We start from the raw sequence: 18,130 nt of genomic DNA, 5'->3' as shown, positions 1-18,130 counted from the left end.
AGTTATCCACAGATATATAATACAACTTCTTCATATTTAATTGGGCTGGATGAATAAACAGGTTTTTTTTGGTGATTGATACTTGATTTTATCGATATGTACTAAACTTATACTGGTCTTATGTGGATAAAGATGTAATCGTTCGATCTTTAACCGATCTGTATTTGTCTAAAAGATCATCGAAAAATAAGCCAAGATCATTGTGGTGCTTTTTTTGATTTTTTCTTTTAAAACATAGATTTGTTTTTTTTGTTTTTTTGTTTCTGCTCATTTTTTATTGCTGATAAAACACCTGAAATTATTGTTGATATCACTTTCTGCACAAAGTTATTCACAGAAAAGGTGAATAAATGTGGGCTATCTCTCAGTGATATGTTGATAAAACAATATGTGATTAAAAGATATTCAAAAGTGTTCTAAAGCCAATAAATCTTGCTTATATCACATCAGTAAGTTTGCTAGTAATGGGGATATGTGGAAAAATCATAGTAATAAAAATTATTCATAGAGGTTAGCCAGTGATAGATGGCGATGGTTACCGACTTAATGTCGGTATTGTGATATGTAATAACCATGGTCAGGTCTTCTGGGCTAAGCGATACGGGCAACACTCATGGCAATTTCCACAAGGTGGGATTGACGACGGTGAGACTCCTGAACAAGCAATGTACAGAGAGTTATATGAAGAAGTTGGTCTGACGAAAAAAGACGTTAAGATCATCGCAACCAGTCGCCATTGGTTGAGGTATAAGTTACCCAAACGATTAGTGCGCTGGGACTCTAAGCCTGTTTGTATCGGCCAAAAACAGAAATGGTTTCTGTTGCGATTAGACTGTGATGAATCACATATCAACATGCAACGCGGAAAATCACCTGAATTTGATGGTTGGCGTTGGGTGAGTTATTGGTACCCGGTTAGGCAAGTTGTATCTTTCAAGCGCGATGTTTATCGTCGTGCAATGAAAGAGTTTGCATCAATGGCAATGCCTTTTCGAGAGCGTAAAACGAAAGGGAAACGAAAAAAACAACGTAGATAGAGGGTTAATATGCTCAGTCAGCTAAGGGAAGTAGTTGAAAAAGTCTCTAGAGTCGACGATTTATATCAAGCACTTGATATATTGGTGAAAGAGACTTGTACGGCCCTTTGTACGGAGTGTTGTACTATCTACCTTGCGAATGAAGAACAGCAGCGCCTTGAATTGATGGCAACTCAAGGCCTGAGTTTTAAAGACGATAGTATTCATATCAGTTTTAATGAAGGTTTGGTTGGGTTAGTGAAACGCAGTGCAGAACCCCTTAACTTAGCTGAAGCTTCTGCTCATCCTGATTTCAAGTTTTTCCCTCAACTGATGGAACAGGTTTATCACGCTTTTCTTGGAACACCAATTATTTATCGTAAAAAGGTCTTAGGTGTTTTGGTCATTCAGCAGAAAAAGCCTCGTTTATTCAGTGAAATGGAAGAGTCTTTCTTGGTGACTTTGTCTGCCCAGCTGGCTGTTTTAATTGCACATGCACAAAGTTTAGGCCAATGGCAACTCAGTACTAAGCCATCAGTGATCAAAGGTGCATCTGCTTCAACAGGTATTGCAATTGGTGAGTTTTGGTTTGATGATTCACAGCCAAATTTGTATGAAGTGTTTCCTGCTTCTGCACTCGATAAAGAAAGAGAACATGAGCTATTAGCAATTGCCATTGAGCGAGCAGTGAATGATTTTCGTCGTATGCGGAAGAAACTCGACAATGAAATAAATAAAGAAGCCTTAGCTATTTTTGATCTCTTTACACACCTACTTAATGATCCAATGTTACGTGGAGATTTAAAAAAACAGATCGAAAAAGGCGATCGAGCTGATTGGGCATTACGCCAAGTTGTCGAAACCTACTCAAATCGTTTTGCTCGAATGTCAGATGTTTATCTGCGTGAAAGAGCACAAGATATTAAAGAACTTGGACAAAGATTGCTCTATTTTTTACAAAACAGTGAGCAAGAACAGGTATCGATTGATCGACCAGTGATCCTAGTAGTTAATGAGTTAAGTGCAACGTTATTAGCATCGATCCCGAAACAACATTTGTTGGCCGTCATTTCGTTAGAAGGAGCAGTAAATTCACATGCTGCAATTTTGTCTCGTGCTTTAGGAGTGCCAGCCATCATGGGGGCCAACCTCGATACTCGTGAAGTCAATGGAAAACATGGAATTGTTGATGGTTACAGTGGTGAGATTCACCTTGAGCCCAATCGTCAGCTATTAAGAGCTTATCGCAGTTTAATCAGTGAAGAATCTGAGCTGTTTGCAATGGTGAATCAAGATCTTGAATTACCAGCGATAACGCAAGATAATTGTCATATTGAAATCATGTTAAATTCTGGGTTGAGTGCAGATAGTAATAGTTCAATCGATAGTGGCGTGGATGGCGTAGGTCTTTATCGTACAGAAATCGCTTTTTTACTCCGGCATCATTTTCCTTCAGAAGATGAGCAATATAATCAATACCGTACAATCCTTAAGCATTATTCAACACAAGATGTGGTAATGCGAACGCTGGATATTGGCGGTGATAAACCCTTACCCTATTTACCTATTGATGAAGATAACCCATTTCTAGGCTGGAGAGGGATTCGTTTTACTTTAGATCACCCTGATATTTTTCTGATCCAATTGCGAGCAATGTTAAGAGCAAGTGCTGAATACGGAAATTTAAGCATTTTGCTGCCAATGATCTCGGGAATTAAAGAGTTTGATGATGCCTTATTGTTGATTCAGCAGGCCTATAGTGAGGTAATACTACTTGATGAGCGAGTTCTAATGCCAAAAATTGGTGTGATGATCGAAGTACCATCGATGGTGTATTTATTGCCTGCTATTGCTCATCGTGTCGATTTTGTCTCTGTAGGGACCAATGATCTTACCCAATATTTACTTGCTGTCGATAGGAATAATGCTCGTGTTGCTGATATTTATGAATCGATGCATCCTGCGGTTTTATTAGCATTAAAACAGATTCAAGAAGTGTGTCAGCACTATCAAGTACCGGTTTGTATCTGTGGTGAACTCGCTGGAGACCCATTTGGCTCATTACTATTACTGGGTCTTGGTTATACACGCTTGAGTATGAATATGTCTAATGTTGCTAAAGTTAAATATCTAATTCGTAAAAGCCACCAGCAAGAATTAGCCAAACTAGCGGAGCAAGCTATTTCATGTACCTATGGAGTAGATGTTCATCAAATGATGAATGACTTTTTTGTACAACAGGGCTTCACTGGTTTCATTCGTGCAGGTAAAAAATAATCGTGACTATTTCTCTTTTTTTCTTATTGTTATTGTTAGGTGGTTTTGTTGGTGTTATGGCGGGTCTATTAGGTATTGGTGGGGGCTTAATCATCGTCCCTGCTTTGTTATACCTGCTTCCTCTAATGGGTGTTAAGGCTGAACTTGGTATGCATATGGCCTTGGCAACTTCCTTGGCTAGTATTATTGTCACTTCAGGTTCATCTGCTTTTAACCACCTCAGGTTTGGTAATGTTGATATGTTTGTTGTCAAATGGCTCATTCCCGGTGTAGTGGCAGGTGGGTTCTTAGGAGCAAATATCGCTGAATGGATCCCTACTCATTACTTGCCTAAAGTCTTTAGTATTATAGCTTTATTCCTTGGTATACAAATGCTTTGTTCGATTAAAGTCATGCATGTTAAGCCAATGCCAAATAGCTTGATAACTATTCTATATGGAACTGGAATTGGTGTGATTTCAAGCTTAGCGGGGATAGGTGGAGGGGCGTTATCGGTGCCTTTTTTGAACCGACGTGGTGTAGAGATGCGTAAAGCGGTTGGGTCATCATCACTGTGTGGCTGTGTGATTGCTATTTCAGGGATGATTGGATTTATCTTGCACGGCTATCAAGCTATTGATTTACCTAATTACAGCTTTGGCTATGTTTATTTACCTGCTTTATTGGCGCTTGCGATGGCATCTATGATTACTACTCGCATTGGAGCTAAAATGGCAACTAATTTACCAACAGAAATGCTCAAAAAGATATTTGCTGTATTTTTGATATTTGTTGCAGCAGCGATGCTGCTGTAGAGTGCACCGTTAACTATTAATAAGAAGAGAATGATTTATGTCTCAGGGCTATTTTGAATTTCCCAATATTGATCCTGTTTTAGTGTCTATTGGCCCTATTTCTATACGTTGGTACGGCTTAATGTACCTTATTGGATTTATGTTTGCTTTATGGCTTGCAAATCGCCGTGCTGATAAACCTGGCAGTGGTTGGAGCCGCGAACAAGTTTCTGATTTGTTATTCGCGGGCTTCCTTGGCGTTGTTATTGGTGGACGTGTTGGCTACGTTATTTTTTACAACTTTGATCTTTTCCTTGCCGACCCTCTTTATTTATTCAAAGTATGGACTGGTGGCATGTCATTCCATGGTGGGTTGCTTGGAGTCATTACGGCGATGTTCTGGTATGCACATAGACATGGCCGCAGCTTTTTCGGTGTCGCTGATTTTGTTGCACCCTTAGTGCCTTTCGGTCTCGGTATGGGAAGGATGGGTAACTTTATGAACGGTGAACTATGGGGAAGAGTGACCGATATCCCTTGGGCAATTGTATTTCCAACGGGTGGTCCAGTCCCGCGTCATCCATCGCAATTGTATGAAATGCTTCTTGAAGGTGTTGTGTTGTTCTTTATTCTTAACTGGTTTATCAAAAAACCACGCCCGTTAGGAGCAGTATCAGGGCTATTTTTGGCTGGGTATGGTACATTCCGCTTCATCATTGAGTTTTTCCGTGAGCCAGATGCGCAACTTGGCTTGTATGGTGACTACATTTCGATGGGGCAGATCCTCTCGTCACCGATGATCATTTTGGGTATTTTAATGATGATTTGGGCTTACAAACGAGGCCTATATCAAGACAAAGTTCCAGCAGAAAAGAAGTAAGGAATTGGAGTGAAACAGTATTTAGATTTGTGTCAACGTATTGTTGACCAAGGCGTTTGGGTTGAAAATGAACGAACTGGTAAACGTTGCCTGACGGTAATTAACGCCGATCTAACTTATGATGTTGCGAATAACCAATTTCCATTAGTGACAACGCGTAAAAGCTTTTGGAAAGCTGCGGTTGCTGAGCTGCTGGGCTATATTCGTGGTTACGATAACGCCGAAGATTTTCGTCAACTTGGGACAAAAACTTGGGATGCGAATGCTAACCTAAATCAAGCATGGCTGAATAATAAGCACCGTAAAGGCGAAGATGATATGGGCCGAGTCTACGGTGTTCAAGGTCGTGCTTGGGCAAAGCCAGATGGCGGTCATGTCGATCAATTGCGTAAAATTGTCGATGACTTGACTCGTGGAGTGGATGATAGAGGTGAGATTCTCAATTTCTATAACCCTGGCGAGTTTCATATGGGATGCCTAAGACCATGCATGTACAGTCATCACTTTTCTTTACTTGGGGATACATTGTATCTAAATAGTACTCAGCGTTCTTGTGATGTCCCGCTTGGATTGAACTTTAATATGGTTCAAGTCTATGTGTTCTTGGCTATTATGGCTCAGATAACAGGTAAAAAAGCAGGTCAAGCTTATCACAAGCTGGTTAACGCGCATATTTACGAAGATCAGCTTGAGTTAATGCGTGATGTTCAGCTTAAGCGAGAGCCGTTGCAAGCGCCGACTTTCCATATCAATCCAGGCATTAAATCATTAGAAGATTTAGAAACCTGGGTTACGCTTGATGATTTTTGGGTGGAAGATTATCAACATCATGACCCGATCCGCTATCCGTTTTCAGTTTAATTAAATACGGTTGTTGTTGATGACGAGATCAAAAAAGCTGACCCTTTGGAGTCAGCTTTTTTATTATTAGATGGCGGCTGTTTTAGGCATTTTTTATTGAGTCACAGCCACATTCTATAGTCGTATCTAGAGTTTAAACACTCAGTGCTAGGATGGTTCCAGGAAGAACTAAAAAAACAGCCAGCAGATAACCTGCGACGACCGCTTTATTTCTTGTCGCCATCTCTGAAAGGAACTCTGCACACTTAACGGGAATTTCTCGTAGCATCGGAATACCAAAAATAAGCACCGTTGCTAGGACATTAAATGTAAGATGGACCAAGGCAATTTGTAAGGCGAAAACTGCAAACTCACCTGATACTGCTGTGGCTGCAAGTAGTGCAGTAATACAAGTGCCGATATTAGCACCCAACGTAAATGGGTATATATCACGAACTTTTAGTACTCCAGAACCAACAAGAGGGACCATTAAACTTGTTGTTGTTGAAGATGATTGAACTAAAATCGTCACCAGTGAGCCCGATACGATGCCGTGAATTGGACCACGACCAATTGCATTTTTCAAAATATCACGTGCCCTTCCTACCATTAGGCTTTTCATCAATTTACCCATGACAGTGATCGCAACAAAGATGGTACTTATACCCATAACGATCAGGATGATACCACCAACGCTATCACCAAACGTAGACAGTGGCTCTTTGATGGCACTGACTACTGGTTTTGTGATTGGCTTAATAAAATCAAAGCCTTTCATGCTCATGTCACCAGCATTCAGTAAAGGTGATACCAACCAATGAGAGATCTTTTCCAGAATACCAAACATCATTTCGAGAGGTAGGAAGATAAGTACTGCCAATAGGTTAAAGAAATCGTGGATGGTTGCACTGGCGAATGCTCGCTTAAATTCCTCTTTGCACCGCATGTGGCCAAGGGATACAAGTGTATTGGTCAACGTTGTGCCAATGTTTGCACCCATTACCATAGGAATAGCGGTTTCTACAGGAAGGCCACCAGCGACAAGGCCAACAATAATAGAAGTGACTGTACTAGAAGATTGAATTAATGCAGTGGCTACTAAGCCAATCATTAAACCAGCAATAGGGTGTGAAGCAAATTCAAATAAGACTTTTGCTTGGTCGCCTGTTGCCCATTTGAAACCGCTACCAATCATAGATACTGCTAAAAGAAGCAGGTATAACATGAACGCCAAGTTAGCCCAGCGAACCCAGCGATTAGTACTCGCAATAGGTTGTGCTGTTGAAGTAGCTTGGTTCATCATAATTTTCTCCGTTGACCTTTGGTTTAAGTATTTGGTCTGTAGTTGAAACTGTGGGCGATATTAGTAAAGAAATATTTCATTAATATTACAGTCAGTTGAAGTAAGTGTAACTTTTCTTGGCTTTAGAGGAGGGGAGTAAAGCTTTTAATATAAGTTATTGATTTTTAATTATCTATTTATATTCAGTATCTTATTTTTGTATTGGTGGCTGTAAAAGCCCCTCTAGAAAAAATAGTATTATCCCAGTGCTTATTGTGATTTAGCTTTAATCGATTTATTTGAGTTTATTTTTGTATATGACATTATGACACAGAACACTTCGGAAAAAACAAACATTAGACTACTAATTTGTAGGCATTACCGAACCCATGAATAGTGGTTTTTAAAGTGAACATGGTGACCGTGCTCTATATAGTTTTTTGAAGTCATTTGAGTATGTTAATACTCCTTTATTACCTTCTGTTAGGGGAAAAGAAAATGTCACATTTAAATTACAACCACCTTTATTATTTTTGGATGGTGTGCAAACAAGGCTCTGTTACTAAAGCCGCAGAAGCACTCTTTTTAACGCCTCAAACCGTTACCGGACAGATCAAAGCATTAGAAGAGCGAATGAAAGGTAGACTTACCAAACGTAATGGTAGAACAGTAGAGCCAACAGAATTAGGTCAATTGGTTTATAAATATGCGGATCGAATGTTTGGTCTAAGTTATGAAATGCTTGATGTCGTTAATTATAGTCAGTATTCGAATGTCCTATTTGAAGTCGGGGTCGCGGATGCGCTTTCAAAACGTCTTGTGAGTGAAATTTTGATGACAACGGTACCGGAAGACAATCGTATTCATTTACGATGTTATGAAGCGACGCACGAATTACTTTTAGAACGTTTATCTCAACATAAACTGGATATGATCTTATCCGACTGTCCCGTTGATTCAACTCAGAGTCCGGGACTCTACAGCAAAAAGCTTGGTGAAAGTAGTATGAGTTTTTTTGCATCATCACCGATCAATAACGTTAATTTTCCTGCTATTTTAGAGCACAAGAAGCTTCTTTTACCTGCTGCTCGAACGGCAATGGGGCGTAAAGTATTACAATGGTTTGATCATCAAGGCTTACAGCCAAATATCTTAGGTGAGTTTGATGATGTTGCTTTGATGAAAGCTTTTGCCCGTTTTCATAATAATGTGATTTTTCTTGCACCGACAGTGTATATGTCAGAGATAGAAGATGACCAGAATCTGCAACTCATCAGCCATATTTATGATCTAAAAGAAGAGTATTACGTCATTTTTGCTGAGAGAATGATACAGCATCCCGCTGTAAAGAGCGTATGTGATGCAAACTTTAGTCAAATGTTTGAATAAACAAGGTTTCGTTGGACTCGCAAATAGATTACTATCAATAAAATTATAACTCAAAACGATAGAATTTATATAATACAGCAACCTTGCCTAGGATAGGTCAAGTGCGTTGTCGCTAGGAGTCCAGGAGATGAACTTACAAAAAATGGAGAAACACGCCCCAAAAGCCGTGGTATTACTTAAAGCGATGGCTAATGAAAGGCGATTGCAAATTCTTTGTATGCTGCATGACCAAGAGTTATCAGTTGGAGAATTATGTGTAAAGTTAGAATTAAGCCAATCGGCATTGTCACAACACTTAGCTTGGCTTCGTCGTGATCAGCTTGTTGCAACACGAAAGGAAGCACAAACTGTGTTCTATAGCTTAGAAAGTGATAATGCAAAAGCTTTGATTCAGCTGCTGCATTCTATTTACTGTGCGGATACTGGAGAAGGCGCTGGGAGTTTATAACTAGGACCAACTTTCGCTGAAATTAAAACTCTTATAAAGCTGACAATGTCGGCTTTTTTATCATCTGTACTATACAGTAAGACAAAAAGATATAAAAAAACCGGCAAAAGCCGGTTTTTTCTTCACTGTAAGATCAAGTTTCTATTAAAGAGCTTTGATTTGTGCAGTGAAACGAGACTTGTGACGAGCAGCTTTATTCTTATGAATAAGGCCTTTAGTCGCCATGCGGTCTAGGATAGGTGTAACTGCAGCAAATGCAGCAGTTGCAGCTTCTTTGTCGCCTGCTTCGATAGCAGCAACAGTTTTCTTCATGTAAGTACGCATCATTGAGCGACGGCTAGCATTGTGCTGACGACGTTTCTCAGCTTGGATAGCGCGCTTCTTAGCAGATTTACTATTTGCCAAGGGTCTAACTCCCAAAAACTTAGTTCTGTGACAATTTAAGGGCGAGGAATATCCCTCATTTGCGCTTAAATGTCAAATGATTTGTGCAAAAACCAATCGTACCCAAAACAAATTTTGGTTCGAGAGGCTATCGCGGTTAAGATGGCGTGGATTCTAACAGTATTTTTAGACCATTGCTAATAATTATCCACTTAGATCGAGTTAGTAGATAGATTTTTAATGCCCATTTAGCGCTTTCAACGATTTATCGAAATCGGGTGAGCCATGTTTAGTGAGATTCTGAGGTAATAGTGAGTAAACGACTGCTCAAATCTGGCATGATCGTCAGTGCCATGACATTAATTTCACGCGTTCTAGGTTTAGTTCGTGATGTTGTAATCGCAAATTTGATGGGCGCAGGTGCGAGTGCCGATGTTTTCTTCTTTGCAAATAAAATCCCTAATTTTTTAAGGCGACTTTTTGCTGAGGGGGCCTTCTCACAAGCATTTGTGCCAGTACTGACTGAAAATCATGCTCAAGGAGATATGAACAAAACCCGAGAACTGATTGCGCGCACGGCGGGTACTTTAGGAGTAATTGTCTCTTTAGTCACACTGCTTGGTGTGATTGGGTCGAGTGTGGTGACCGCATTATTTGGTTTTGGTTGGTTTTTAGATTGGCTTCGTGGAGGCCCTTCTGCTGAAAAGTTTGAGCTTGCTAGTGTGATGCTTAAAATCACTTTCCCATATTTGTGGTTTATTACCTTTGTTGCGCTCTCTGGCTCGATACTGAATACTTTGGGCAAATTTGCCGTCTCTTCTTTTACCCCTGTGTTTTTGAACGTGATGATCATTTTAGCCGCTTGGTTTATCGCCCCACAAATGCCTCAACCGGAGATTGGTTTATCCATTGGTGTTTTCTTAGGTGGCTTAGTGCAATTTCTATTCCAAATTCCTTTTCTTATTCGAGCTGGAGTTATGGTGAAACCGAAGTGGGGGTGGAAAGACCCAGGAGTTGTTAAAATACGAACGCTTATGATCCCTGCATTATTTGGGGTTTCGGTCAGTCAAATAAATTTATTGCTGGATACATTTATTGCAAGTTTTTTACAATCGGGTTCGATCAGTTGGTTGTATTATTCAGACCGTTTGTTGGAGTTTCCATTGGGCTTATTTGGTATTGCTATTGCGACAGTAGTGTTACCCGCTTTATCACGTAAGCATGTTGATGCGCATAGTGAGGGCTTTGCACATACGATGGATTGGGGGGTACGCATGGTGACCTTACTTGGCATTCCTGCCATGCTAGGGTTGATGGTATTGGCCAAACCTATGCTGATGGTATTGTTCATGCGAGGTGAATTTTCACCTCAAGATGTCGAGCATGCATCACTTTCATTGCTGGCTTATGCGTCAGGTTTGCTATTCTTTATGTTGATTAAAGTATTGGCTCCTGGTTACTACTCACGTCAAGATACGAAAACACCTGTCAAATATGGCATTATTGCGATGTCAACCAACATGATATTCAATGCGATTTTGGCTTATTTCTATGGCTATGTTGGATTAGCAATGGCAACGGCCTTGTCTGCATTTGTTAACATGGCACTGTTGTATCGTGGTTTACATATCTCAGGAGTTTATCATATGACGAAACGTACCCTACTGTTTATCTTACGTTTGATGATTGCTGGGGCGGCGATGGTGGCTGTGATTGTCTGGCAGCTTGCAGACATGTCGGTGTGGTTGGATTGGGACTTTGCTCGCCGCGGTGGTACTCTTGGAATGTTGATTGCACTTGGTACGGCCGTTTACCTTGCTGTTGTCTTTTTACTCGGTGTACGTCTAAAAGACCTAAAAGCTGGGACAGAATAGGGTAGATTAGTATATAATCTGCCAGTTAAACACAGTGCAAATCAAAACAACAGAGGCATAAGCAGTATCCGATGGAACTGATTAGAGGCATTCACAATATCAAGCCACGCCATCATGGCTGTGTGCTGACGATTGGTAACTTTGATGGCGTACATAAAGGACATCAACGAGTACTGCAGCAGTTGTCAGAGAAAGCTGAACAACTGGCTTTACCTTCGGTTGTGATGACGTTCGAGCCCCAACCAATGGAGTTATTTGCTCGAGATAAAGCGCCAGCAAGGTTAGCACGTTTACGAGACAAATACGTTCAGCTGAAACACTTTGGCCTTGATCGCTTGTTTTGCGCTGGCTTTAATCGCAGTTTCGCCAATTTAACGGCAGAGCAATTTATCTGTGACTTGTTGGTCAAGCGATTGGGTGTTAAGTTTCTAGTTGTTGGCGATGACTTTTGTTTTGGCAAAGGCCGAACGGGAAGCTTCGCTATGCTGGAGCAGGCTGGCCGAAAGTACGGCTTTGAAGTCGTCAGCACTCAAAGTGTATGCTGGAATGATAAAAGAATCAGTAGCACTGCCATCAGACAAGCACTTGCTCGTGGTGACTTACGTGCGGCACAAAACATGTTGGGTCGTAACTATAGCATTAGTGGTCGTGTCTCTCACGGGAGAAAACTGGGGCGAACCATTGGTTTCCCAACCGCGAATATCCCACTAAAACGATGTGTATCTCCAGTTTCTGGGGTCTATGTGGTGCAGGTGTATGGTGTCAGTGAACAACCGATTGGTGGTGTGGCTAATATTGGCCAGCGACCAACGGTAAATGGCATTCGTCAGCAACTTGAAGTGCATTTATTTGACTTTAAGGCTGATCTATATGGCAAACATTTAAACGTCGAACTTTTATATAAACTACGCAATGAAGAAAAGTTTGAATCGTTTGAATTATTGAAAAAACAAATTGAATTGGATGCTGAAGCAGCAAGGGTGTGGCTGCGTCAGCTTAAGCGTTGAACGGTTTATTCCACCGAACAACATAATGTCTAACTTTCGCCCAATATAACGGAATTAAGAATCGATGAGTGAGTATAAAGATACCCTGAATTTACCTGAAACAGGGTTTCCAATGCGTGGCAACCTGGCTAATCGTGAGCCAGAAATGCTAAAGCGTTGGTATAAAGAAGACCTTTACGGTGAGATCCGTAAAGCTAAAAAAGGCAAAAAGTCATTCGTATTACACGATGGCCCTCCTTATGCAAATGGTGATATTCACCTTGGTCACGCGCTAAACAAGATTCTTAAAGACATTATTATTAAATCCAAAACACTTTCTGGTTTTGATGCACCTTATGTGCCTGGTTGGGACTGTCATGGTCTGCCTATCGAGTTGATGGTAGAAAAGAAAGTGGGCAAACCAGGTCAAAAAGTGACGGCAGCAGAGTTTCGCGAGAAGTGTCGCGAATATGCAGCAGGCCAAGTCGAAGGCCAGAAAGAAAGCTTTAAGCGTCTGGGTGTTATGGGTGAGTGGGATAAACCATATCGCACGATGGACTTTGCAACTGAAGCAAACATTGTTCGCGCTTTAGGTAAAATTGCTAGCAAAGGTCATTTATTGAAAGGTTTCAAACCTGTTCATTGGTGTACAGATTGTGGCTCTGCACTTGCAGAAGCAGAAGTCGAGTACAAAGACAAAGTTTCCCCTTCTATTGATGTTCGTTTTAAAGCCGCAGATGAAGCTGAACTGCTATCTAAATTTGAGCTTACTGAAGGTCACGAAGGTAAAGGCGATGTTTCTATCGTTATTTGGACAACCACGCCATGGACATTGCCTGCAAACCGTGCAGTTTGTTTACGTGATGACCTTGAATATGTGCTTATCCAAGTTGAAGGTGATGAAGCTTCTGAAACAAAACCAGAGCGTATTATAGTCGCATCAGAGTTAGCCAAAGATGTGATGGACCGTGCTGATATCGAGCATTTCCATAATCTAGGTTTTGCCAAAGGCAGTGAACTTGAGTTAACTCAATTCCAGCATCCGTTCTACAACTTCACTGTTCCTGCAATCCTTGGTGACCATGTGACAACGGATTCTGGTACTGGTGTTGTTCATACCGCTCCTGGTCATGGTCAAGAAGACTTTGTGGTTGGTAAAAAATACGACCTAGAAGTGGCGAACCCAGTGGGTTCAAATGGTGTTTACTTACCGGATACCGAGCTATTTGCAGGCCAACATGTATTCAAGGCGAATGGTGCAGTTGTTGATGTTCTAAAAGAAAAAGGTGCGTTACTTCACCACCATGCTTACGAGCACAGCTACCCACACTGCTGGCGCCATAAAACCCCAATCATCTTCCGAGCAACGCCTCAATGGTTTGTCTCTATGGATCAAGCTGGTCTACGTGCTAAAGCGTTAGAGTCGATCAAGAATGTTGAATGGATGCCTGAGTGGGGTCAAAGCCGTATTGAAGGGATGATCGAAGGTCGTCCGGAGTGGTGTATCTCTCGTCAACGCACATGGGGTGTGCCTATCGCTCTATTTGTACACAAAGAAACGTCAGAGCTTCACCCAAATACGCTGGAGCTGATTGAGAAGGTTGCTCTGTTGGTTGAAGAAAAAGGCATTCAAGCATGGTGGGATGTCGATGCTGCTGAACTTCTTGGTGATGACGCTGCTCAATACGAGAAAGTGCTTGATACACTTGACGTTTGGTTTGATTCTGGTGTAACGCACTCTGCGGTTGTTGATGCTCGTGAAGAATTCAATGGTCACAGCGCTGATCTTTACCTTGAAGGTTCAGACCAACATCGTGGCTGGTTCCAGTCATCCCTGATCTCATCCGTTGCGATGAAAGACGAAGCACCATACAAGCAAGTATTGACCCACGGCTTTGTTGTTGATGGTAAAGGTCACAAAATGTCGAAATCGATTGGTAACGTTGTATTACCAAAAGATGTGACGAACAAACTAGGTGCCGATATTCTGCGTTTGTGGGTTGCTTCTACAGACTACACAGGTGAAGTGGCAGTATCAGATGAAATCCTAAAACGTTCAGCGGATGCTTACCGTCGTATTCGTAACACTGCGCGTTTCTTCCTAGCAAACTTAAATGGCTTTAACCCAGCCACTGATATTGTTCCAGTTGAAGAAATGGTGTCGCTGGACCGTTGGGCTGTTGGTCGTGCTCAAGCAGCACAAGAAGATATCATTAAAGCTTATGAAGACTATAACATTCATGCGGTGACTCAACGCTTAATGCACTTCTGTTCTATTGAAATGGGATCATTCTACCTTGATGTAATTAAAGACCGTCAGTACACCGCGAAACGTGGTGGTCATGCTCAACGCAGCTGTCAGACGGCGCTTTACTACATCGTAGAAGCTTTGGTTCGTTGGATGGCGCCAATTATGTCATTCACCGCCGATGAAATCTGGAATGAAATGCCAAGCCTGTTGCCGTCTGGTGAGAAGCGTGAAAAATTCGTCTTTACTGGTGAGTGGTTTGATGGGCTATTCGGCCTTGCACAAGGTGAAGAACTGAACAACGAGTTTTGGGCAGAAATTCAAGCAGTGCGTGGTGCGGTGAATAAGCTACTCGAAGATGCTCGTAAAGAAAAAATCATCGGTGGTGCACTTCAAGCCGAAGTTACGCTATTTGCTGATGAAGCGTTGATGGCAAAACTTAATCAGTTAGAAGATGAGTTGCGTTTTGTTCTATTGACTTCTGGTGCGCATGTTATGCCATTGAGCGAGAAAACAGGCCAAGCAAGTGCAACAGATATTGATGGACTTTGGGTTGAAGTTGCAGCAGCAGCGGGTGAGAAATGTGACCGTTGTTGGCATCATACTGCAGATGTTGGTAGTGTGGCTAACCACGAGAAAATTTGTGGTCGCTGTGCTTCTAACGTTGATGGTGAAGGCGAAGTACGTAAGTTTGCTTAATTCATCGTCAGACTCATTGAGTCGTAAGTACAAGATGTATTATCTTTAATATCCCACAGCCCCAGTTTTCGCTGGGGCTGTTTGTAGGTGGAGTCATGACAGAGAAAACATTCACATTAAAACAATCAGGGGTTCGCTGGTTGTGGTTAGCGGTTTTAGTTTTTATTGCTGATATCGGCATTAAGCTCTTGGTGATGGATAATATAGGGTATGGATGGGCTCATCGTATCGAAATCCTTCCCTTTTTTAATCTTTTGTATGTACATAACTATGGAGCTGCTTTCAGTTTCCTAAGTGATCAAGAAGGTTGGCAGCGTTGGCTATTCAGTGCGATCGCATTTGGCGTGACAGGTCTGTTAACTTACTGGATGAGTAAATTACCGGCGACGGAAAAGTGGAATAATATTGCTTATGCTTTAATTATTGGTGGTGCTGTTGGTAATGTGTTTGATCGCATCGTGCATGGTTTTGTGGTTGATTACTTAGATTTCTTCTGGGGTTCCTACCATTGGCCTGCTTTCAATTTGGCGGATTCAACCATTTGTATTGGTGCTGCAATGATCATCTTGGATGGTTTTCGTAAAAAAGGTGTAGAAAAGTAATCATCTCTCAATAAAAATTTAAGCGTCGTGCGTTGATTCGTACGACGCTTTTTATTATTTTGTTGCGAGATTAATAGAATAATGAGTGTTCATCCAAGGATGAACGCTTAAGAACAAGGAAGCAATAACGTGAAACCGATTGATACTAACTCCACTGTAACGTTACATTTCTCTATCAAATTGAGCGATGGTTCGGTTGCCGATAGCACCCATAATATGGGCAAACCTGCTCAGTTTGTGATGGGGGATGGTAGCTTAAGCCCAAACTTCGAACAGTGTTTATTAGGCTTGCAGGTTGGTGAACAAAAAAGCATTGAACTGAAAGCAGAAGATGCTTTTGGCCAACCTAACCCAGATAACATTCATTATATGGACCGTGCAAAGTTTGTGGGTGAAGCGGAGGTCGAAGTGGGAACGATCATGGCATTTACTGGGCCAGATGGTATGGAAATTCCGGGTATTATTACCGAAATTGCTGGCGATTCAGTCACAGTAGACTTTAATCACCCTCTTGCAGGACAAGACGTGACTTTCGAAGTTGAGATTTTGTCAGTAGAATAGTTATTGAGAAAAAGATAATTCCAATGGGCAATAAAATGAAAATCTTGTTAGCTAACCCACGTGGCTTCTGTGCAGGTGTTGATCGCGCAATCAGCATTGTAGAGCGTGCACTAGAGATGTATCAGCCACCAATTTATGTGAGACATGAAGTAGTCCACAATCGTTATGTGGTTGAAGGTTTAAAACAGCGTGGTGCTATCTTCGTTGAGGAATTACATGAGGTTCCAGATAACAATATTGTGATTTTTTCTGCGCATGGTGTTTCTCAGGCAGTTCGACAAGAAGCAAAATCTCGTGATCTTACCGTATTTGATGCAACCTGTCCTTTAGTGACCAAAGTTCATATGGAAGTCGCTCGTGCGAGTCGACGTAATATGGAAGTGGTGCTTATAGGCCATGCAGGCCACCCTGAAGTGGAAGGTACTATGGGCCAGTATGCAAGTGAAACAGGGGGCATGTACCTTGTTGAAACACCGGCAGATGTAGTAAAACTTAAAGCCGTAGTAAAAGATCCTTCTGATTTACACTACGTGAGCCAAACGACGCTTTCTGTTGATGAAACCGCAGATGTCATCGAAGAGCTCAGACGTGTTTTTCCTGATATTCAAGGTCCTCGCAAAGACGATATCTGTTATGCGACTCAGAACCGTCAAGATGCGGTTCGTGAGTTGTCTAGTGACGTTGATGTGATGATTGTTGTAGGGTCTAAAAACTCTTCGAACTCTACACGTCTTAAAGAACTCGCAGAAAAATTAGGTACGCCAGGATATTTGACTGATTGTCCTGAGGACATTCAGCCGGAGTGGTTTACTAATAAAGCGAAAGTGGGTGTGACTGCGGGAGCATCAGCCCCAGAAGAGTTGGTGAATCAAATCTTAGAGCGCGTCAAATCACTGGTAGGGGCTGAAGCAGTCGATGAAGTGCTGGGTCGCGAAGAAAATATGTTTTTTGAAGTCCCAAAAGAGCTGCAAATTAAGCAAGTCGATTAAACTGGATTGAATGTTGAAAAAAGCGACCAATGTGTCGCTTTTTTGTTTCTTGTGTTTCTGCGTTGGGAGGCCGTCGATGGTTTTGTCACGCGGGATGACTGGTGAGTATGCAACGCATTCGACTTAATGAGTAATCCCTATCATTTCTTTTAAAGTTTTTAAATAACGCCGACTTACTGGTATTTCAAACCCAGTTCGGGTCATGATCTCGGCCAGCCCATTTTCTAGTAATTTAATTTCGTGAATGGCTTGGATGTTGACAAGGTATTGGCGGTGGCAACGAACGAGAGCTGTTCTTTCTTCGAGTGTTTTCAGGGTGAGCTGAGTGCTCACGGTTTGATTCTCTGAGTGGATATGAACACCACTAATATCACTGTAAGCACATTCAACGGCAGTGGTTGCAACCAGCACAATTCGGTTATGGCCCATACATGGAATTTGTTTAAGTCTATCTGGGGCGATCTTGGCGATGGGTTGGACTAAAGTATGTTGCTGAATCGCTTTGTTCAATCGCGTCACTGTTTTGTGGAGGCGCTGAGGATCAACAGGTTTAAGTAAGTAATCAAAGGCATTATCTTCGAAAGCTTGAATCGCATATTGATCGTAAGCTGTGATAAATACCACATAAGGCATTGTTTCAGGATCAAGCATACTCAGGAGTTCAATTCCTGTGACTTGAGGCATTTGTATGTCAAGAAACACAACATCTGGTCTCAACTCATTGATCTTTCTCAACCCCATAATGGCGTTAGAGGCTTCACCAATGACTTCAATTTGGCCCGTTTCGTTTAATAATTCAGTCAACTCCTCGCGAGCAAACTGTTCATCATCAATGACAAGAGCGGTTAACATTTCACTTCACCTTTCCTAAGCGGTTTATCG

16 protein-coding genes are annotated in these 18,130 nt (G+C 41.6%); 13 read left to right on the top strand and 3 right to left on the bottom strand.

Features of this window, described 5'->3' with window-relative positions:
* Window positions 1–518: 518 nt before the first annotated feature.
* From rppH to VSA01S_RS01370, 5 genes are read left to right on the top strand one after another with little or no spacing between them, the layout of a single operon-like run.
* Window positions 519–1,037: an RNA pyrophosphohydrolase gene (gene rppH / locus VSA01S_RS01390; protein ID WP_039978923.1), complete on the top strand. Its 519-nt coding sequence runs from the start codon at window positions 519–521 to the stop codon at window positions 1,035–1,037.
* A 9-nt stretch (window positions 1,038–1,046) separates the two neighbouring features.
* Window positions 1,047–3,293 carry a phosphoenolpyruvate--protein phosphotransferase gene (ptsP, locus tag VSA01S_RS01385; RefSeq protein WP_039978925.1) on the top strand — a complete coding sequence of 749 codons (2,247 nt, stop codon included), beginning with the start codon at window positions 1,047–1,049 and terminating at the stop codon, window positions 3,291–3,293.
* 2 nt (window positions 3,294–3,295) lie between these two features.
* Window positions 3,296–4,087, top strand: a complete 792-nt coding sequence (locus VSA01S_RS01380) for a sulfite exporter TauE/SafE family protein (protein ID WP_039978927.1) — start codon at window positions 3,296–3,298, stop codon at window positions 4,085–4,087.
* 37 nt (window positions 4,088–4,124) lie between these two features.
* Window positions 4,125–4,946: a prolipoprotein diacylglyceryl transferase gene (gene lgt, locus VSA01S_RS01375; protein WP_039978929.1), complete on the top strand. Its 822-nt coding sequence runs from the start codon at window positions 4,125–4,127 to the stop codon at window positions 4,944–4,946.
* Between the two features lie 9 nt (window positions 4,947–4,955).
* Window positions 4,956–5,807, top strand: a complete 852-nt coding sequence (locus VSA01S_RS01370; protein WP_039978930.1) for a thymidylate synthase — start codon at window positions 4,956–4,958, stop codon at window positions 5,805–5,807.
* A 133-nt stretch (window positions 5,808–5,940) separates the two neighbouring features.
* Here VSA01S_RS01370 and VSA01S_RS01365 read toward each other — a convergent pair whose 3' ends face one another.
* A complete protein-coding gene (locus tag VSA01S_RS01365; protein WP_039979004.1) occupies window positions 5,941–7,086 on the bottom strand; it encodes a Na/Pi cotransporter family protein in 1,146 nt (381 codons plus the stop codon).
* A 480-nt stretch (window positions 7,087–7,566) separates the two neighbouring features.
* Here VSA01S_RS01365 and nhaR point away from each other — a divergent pair, with 480 nt between their 5' ends.
* Window positions 7,567–8,457 (top strand): transcriptional activator NhaR, encoded by an 891-nt coding sequence (gene nhaR, locus VSA01S_RS01360; protein WP_039978932.1) that lies wholly within the window; start codon window positions 7,567–7,569, stop codon window positions 8,455–8,457.
* A gap of 127 nt (window positions 8,458–8,584) precedes the next feature.
* Window positions 8,585–8,905, top strand: a complete 321-nt coding sequence (locus VSA01S_RS01355; RefSeq protein ID WP_039978934.1) for an ArsR/SmtB family transcription factor — start codon at window positions 8,585–8,587, stop codon at window positions 8,903–8,905.
* 144 nt (window positions 8,906–9,049) lie between these two features.
* On the opposite strand, the gene rpsT is transcribed toward VSA01S_RS01355, so the two are convergent.
* Complete coding sequence (gene rpsT / locus VSA01S_RS01350; protein ID WP_005447926.1) at window positions 9,050–9,310, bottom strand: 30S ribosomal protein S20; 261 nt, start codon at window positions 9,308–9,310, stop codon at window positions 9,050–9,052.
* Between the two features lie 290 nt (window positions 9,311–9,600).
* On the opposite strand from rpsT, the gene murJ reads away from it, so the two are divergent.
* The 6 genes from murJ to ispH all read left to right on the top strand — a co-directional run bounded on the left by murJ (window position 9,601) and on the right by ispH (window position 17,248).
* Entirely contained in the window at window positions 9,601–11,163 is a 1,563-nt protein-coding gene (gene murJ / locus VSA01S_RS01345) for a murein biosynthesis integral membrane protein MurJ (RefSeq protein ID WP_039978936.1), read from the top strand.
* Window positions 11,164–11,234: 71 nt separating this feature from the next.
* Window positions 11,235–12,170 carry a bifunctional riboflavin kinase/FAD synthetase gene (ribF, locus tag VSA01S_RS01340; RefSeq protein ID WP_039978938.1) on the top strand — a complete coding sequence of 312 codons (936 nt, stop codon included), beginning with the start codon at window positions 11,235–11,237 and terminating at the stop codon, window positions 12,168–12,170.
* Between the two features lie 64 nt (window positions 12,171–12,234).
* Window positions 12,235–15,096 carry an isoleucine--tRNA ligase gene (gene ileS / locus VSA01S_RS01335; protein ID WP_039978940.1) on the top strand — a complete coding sequence of 954 codons (2,862 nt, stop codon included), beginning with the start codon at window positions 12,235–12,237 and terminating at the stop codon, window positions 15,094–15,096.
* A gap of 95 nt (window positions 15,097–15,191) precedes the next feature.
* Window positions 15,192–15,698: a signal peptidase II gene (gene lspA, locus VSA01S_RS01330; RefSeq protein ID WP_039978942.1), complete on the top strand. Its 507-nt coding sequence runs from the start codon at window positions 15,192–15,194 to the stop codon at window positions 15,696–15,698.
* Between the two features lie 129 nt (window positions 15,699–15,827).
* Window positions 15,828–16,259, top strand: a complete 432-nt coding sequence (gene fkpB, locus VSA01S_RS01325; protein ID WP_039978944.1) for an FKBP-type peptidyl-prolyl cis-trans isomerase — start codon at window positions 15,828–15,830, stop codon at window positions 16,257–16,259.
* A gap of 23 nt (window positions 16,260–16,282) precedes the next feature.
* The gene (ispH, locus tag VSA01S_RS01320; protein WP_039978947.1) at window positions 16,283–17,248 is read left to right on the top strand and encodes a 4-hydroxy-3-methylbut-2-enyl diphosphate reductase; all 966 of its coding nucleotides are present in this window, start codon (window positions 16,283–16,285) and stop codon (window positions 17,246–17,248) included.
* A gap of 123 nt (window positions 17,249–17,371) precedes the next feature.
* On the opposite strand, the gene btsR is transcribed toward ispH, so the two are convergent.
* Window positions 17,372–18,100, bottom strand: coding sequence for a two-component system response regulator BtsR (gene btsR / locus VSA01S_RS01315; RefSeq protein ID WP_039978949.1), 729 nt, complete (start codon window positions 18,098–18,100; stop codon window positions 17,372–17,374).
* Window positions 18,101–18,130: the final 30 nt, after the last annotated feature.

The organism is Vibrio sagamiensis NBRC 104589 (genome assembly GCF_007990935.1).
Lineage (GTDB): Bacteria > Pseudomonadota > Gammaproteobacteria > Enterobacterales > Vibrionaceae > Vibrio > Vibrio sagamiensis.
This window is presented reverse-complemented; position numbering and strand designations above follow the sequence as displayed.

Bases quoted from the DNA above. Each gene is read 5' to 3' on its own strand.
- ptsP (WP_039978925.1), top strand. From the start codon at position 1,047: ATGCTCAGTCAGCTAAGGGAAGTAGTTGAAAAAGTCTCTAGAGTCGAC.
- lgt (WP_039978929.1), top strand. From the start codon at position 4,125: ATGTCTCAGGGCTATTTTGAATTTCCCAATATTGATCCTGTTTTAGTG.
- VSA01S_RS01365 (WP_039979004.1), bottom strand. From the start codon at position 7,086: ATGAACCAAGCTACTTCAACAGCACAACCTATTGCGAGTACTAATCGC.
- nhaR (WP_039978932.1), top strand. From the start codon at position 7,567: ATGTCACATTTAAATTACAACCACCTTTATTATTTTTGGATGGTGTGC.
- VSA01S_RS01355 (WP_039978934.1), top strand. From the start codon at position 8,585: ATGAACTTACAAAAAATGGAGAAACACGCCCCAAAAGCCGTGGTATTA.
- ribF (WP_039978938.1), top strand. From the start codon at position 11,235: ATGGAACTGATTAGAGGCATTCACAATATCAAGCCACGCCATCATGGC.
- ileS (WP_039978940.1), top strand. From the start codon at position 12,235: ATGAGTGAGTATAAAGATACCCTGAATTTACCTGAAACAGGGTTTCCA.
- lspA (WP_039978942.1), top strand. From the start codon at position 15,192: ATGACAGAGAAAACATTCACATTAAAACAATCAGGGGTTCGCTGGTTG.
- ispH (WP_039978947.1), top strand. From the start codon at position 16,283: ATGGGCAATAAAATGAAAATCTTGTTAGCTAACCCACGTGGCTTCTGT.
- btsR (WP_039978949.1), bottom strand. From the start codon at position 18,100: ATGTTAACCGCTCTTGTCATTGATGATGAACAGTTTGCTCGCGAGGAG.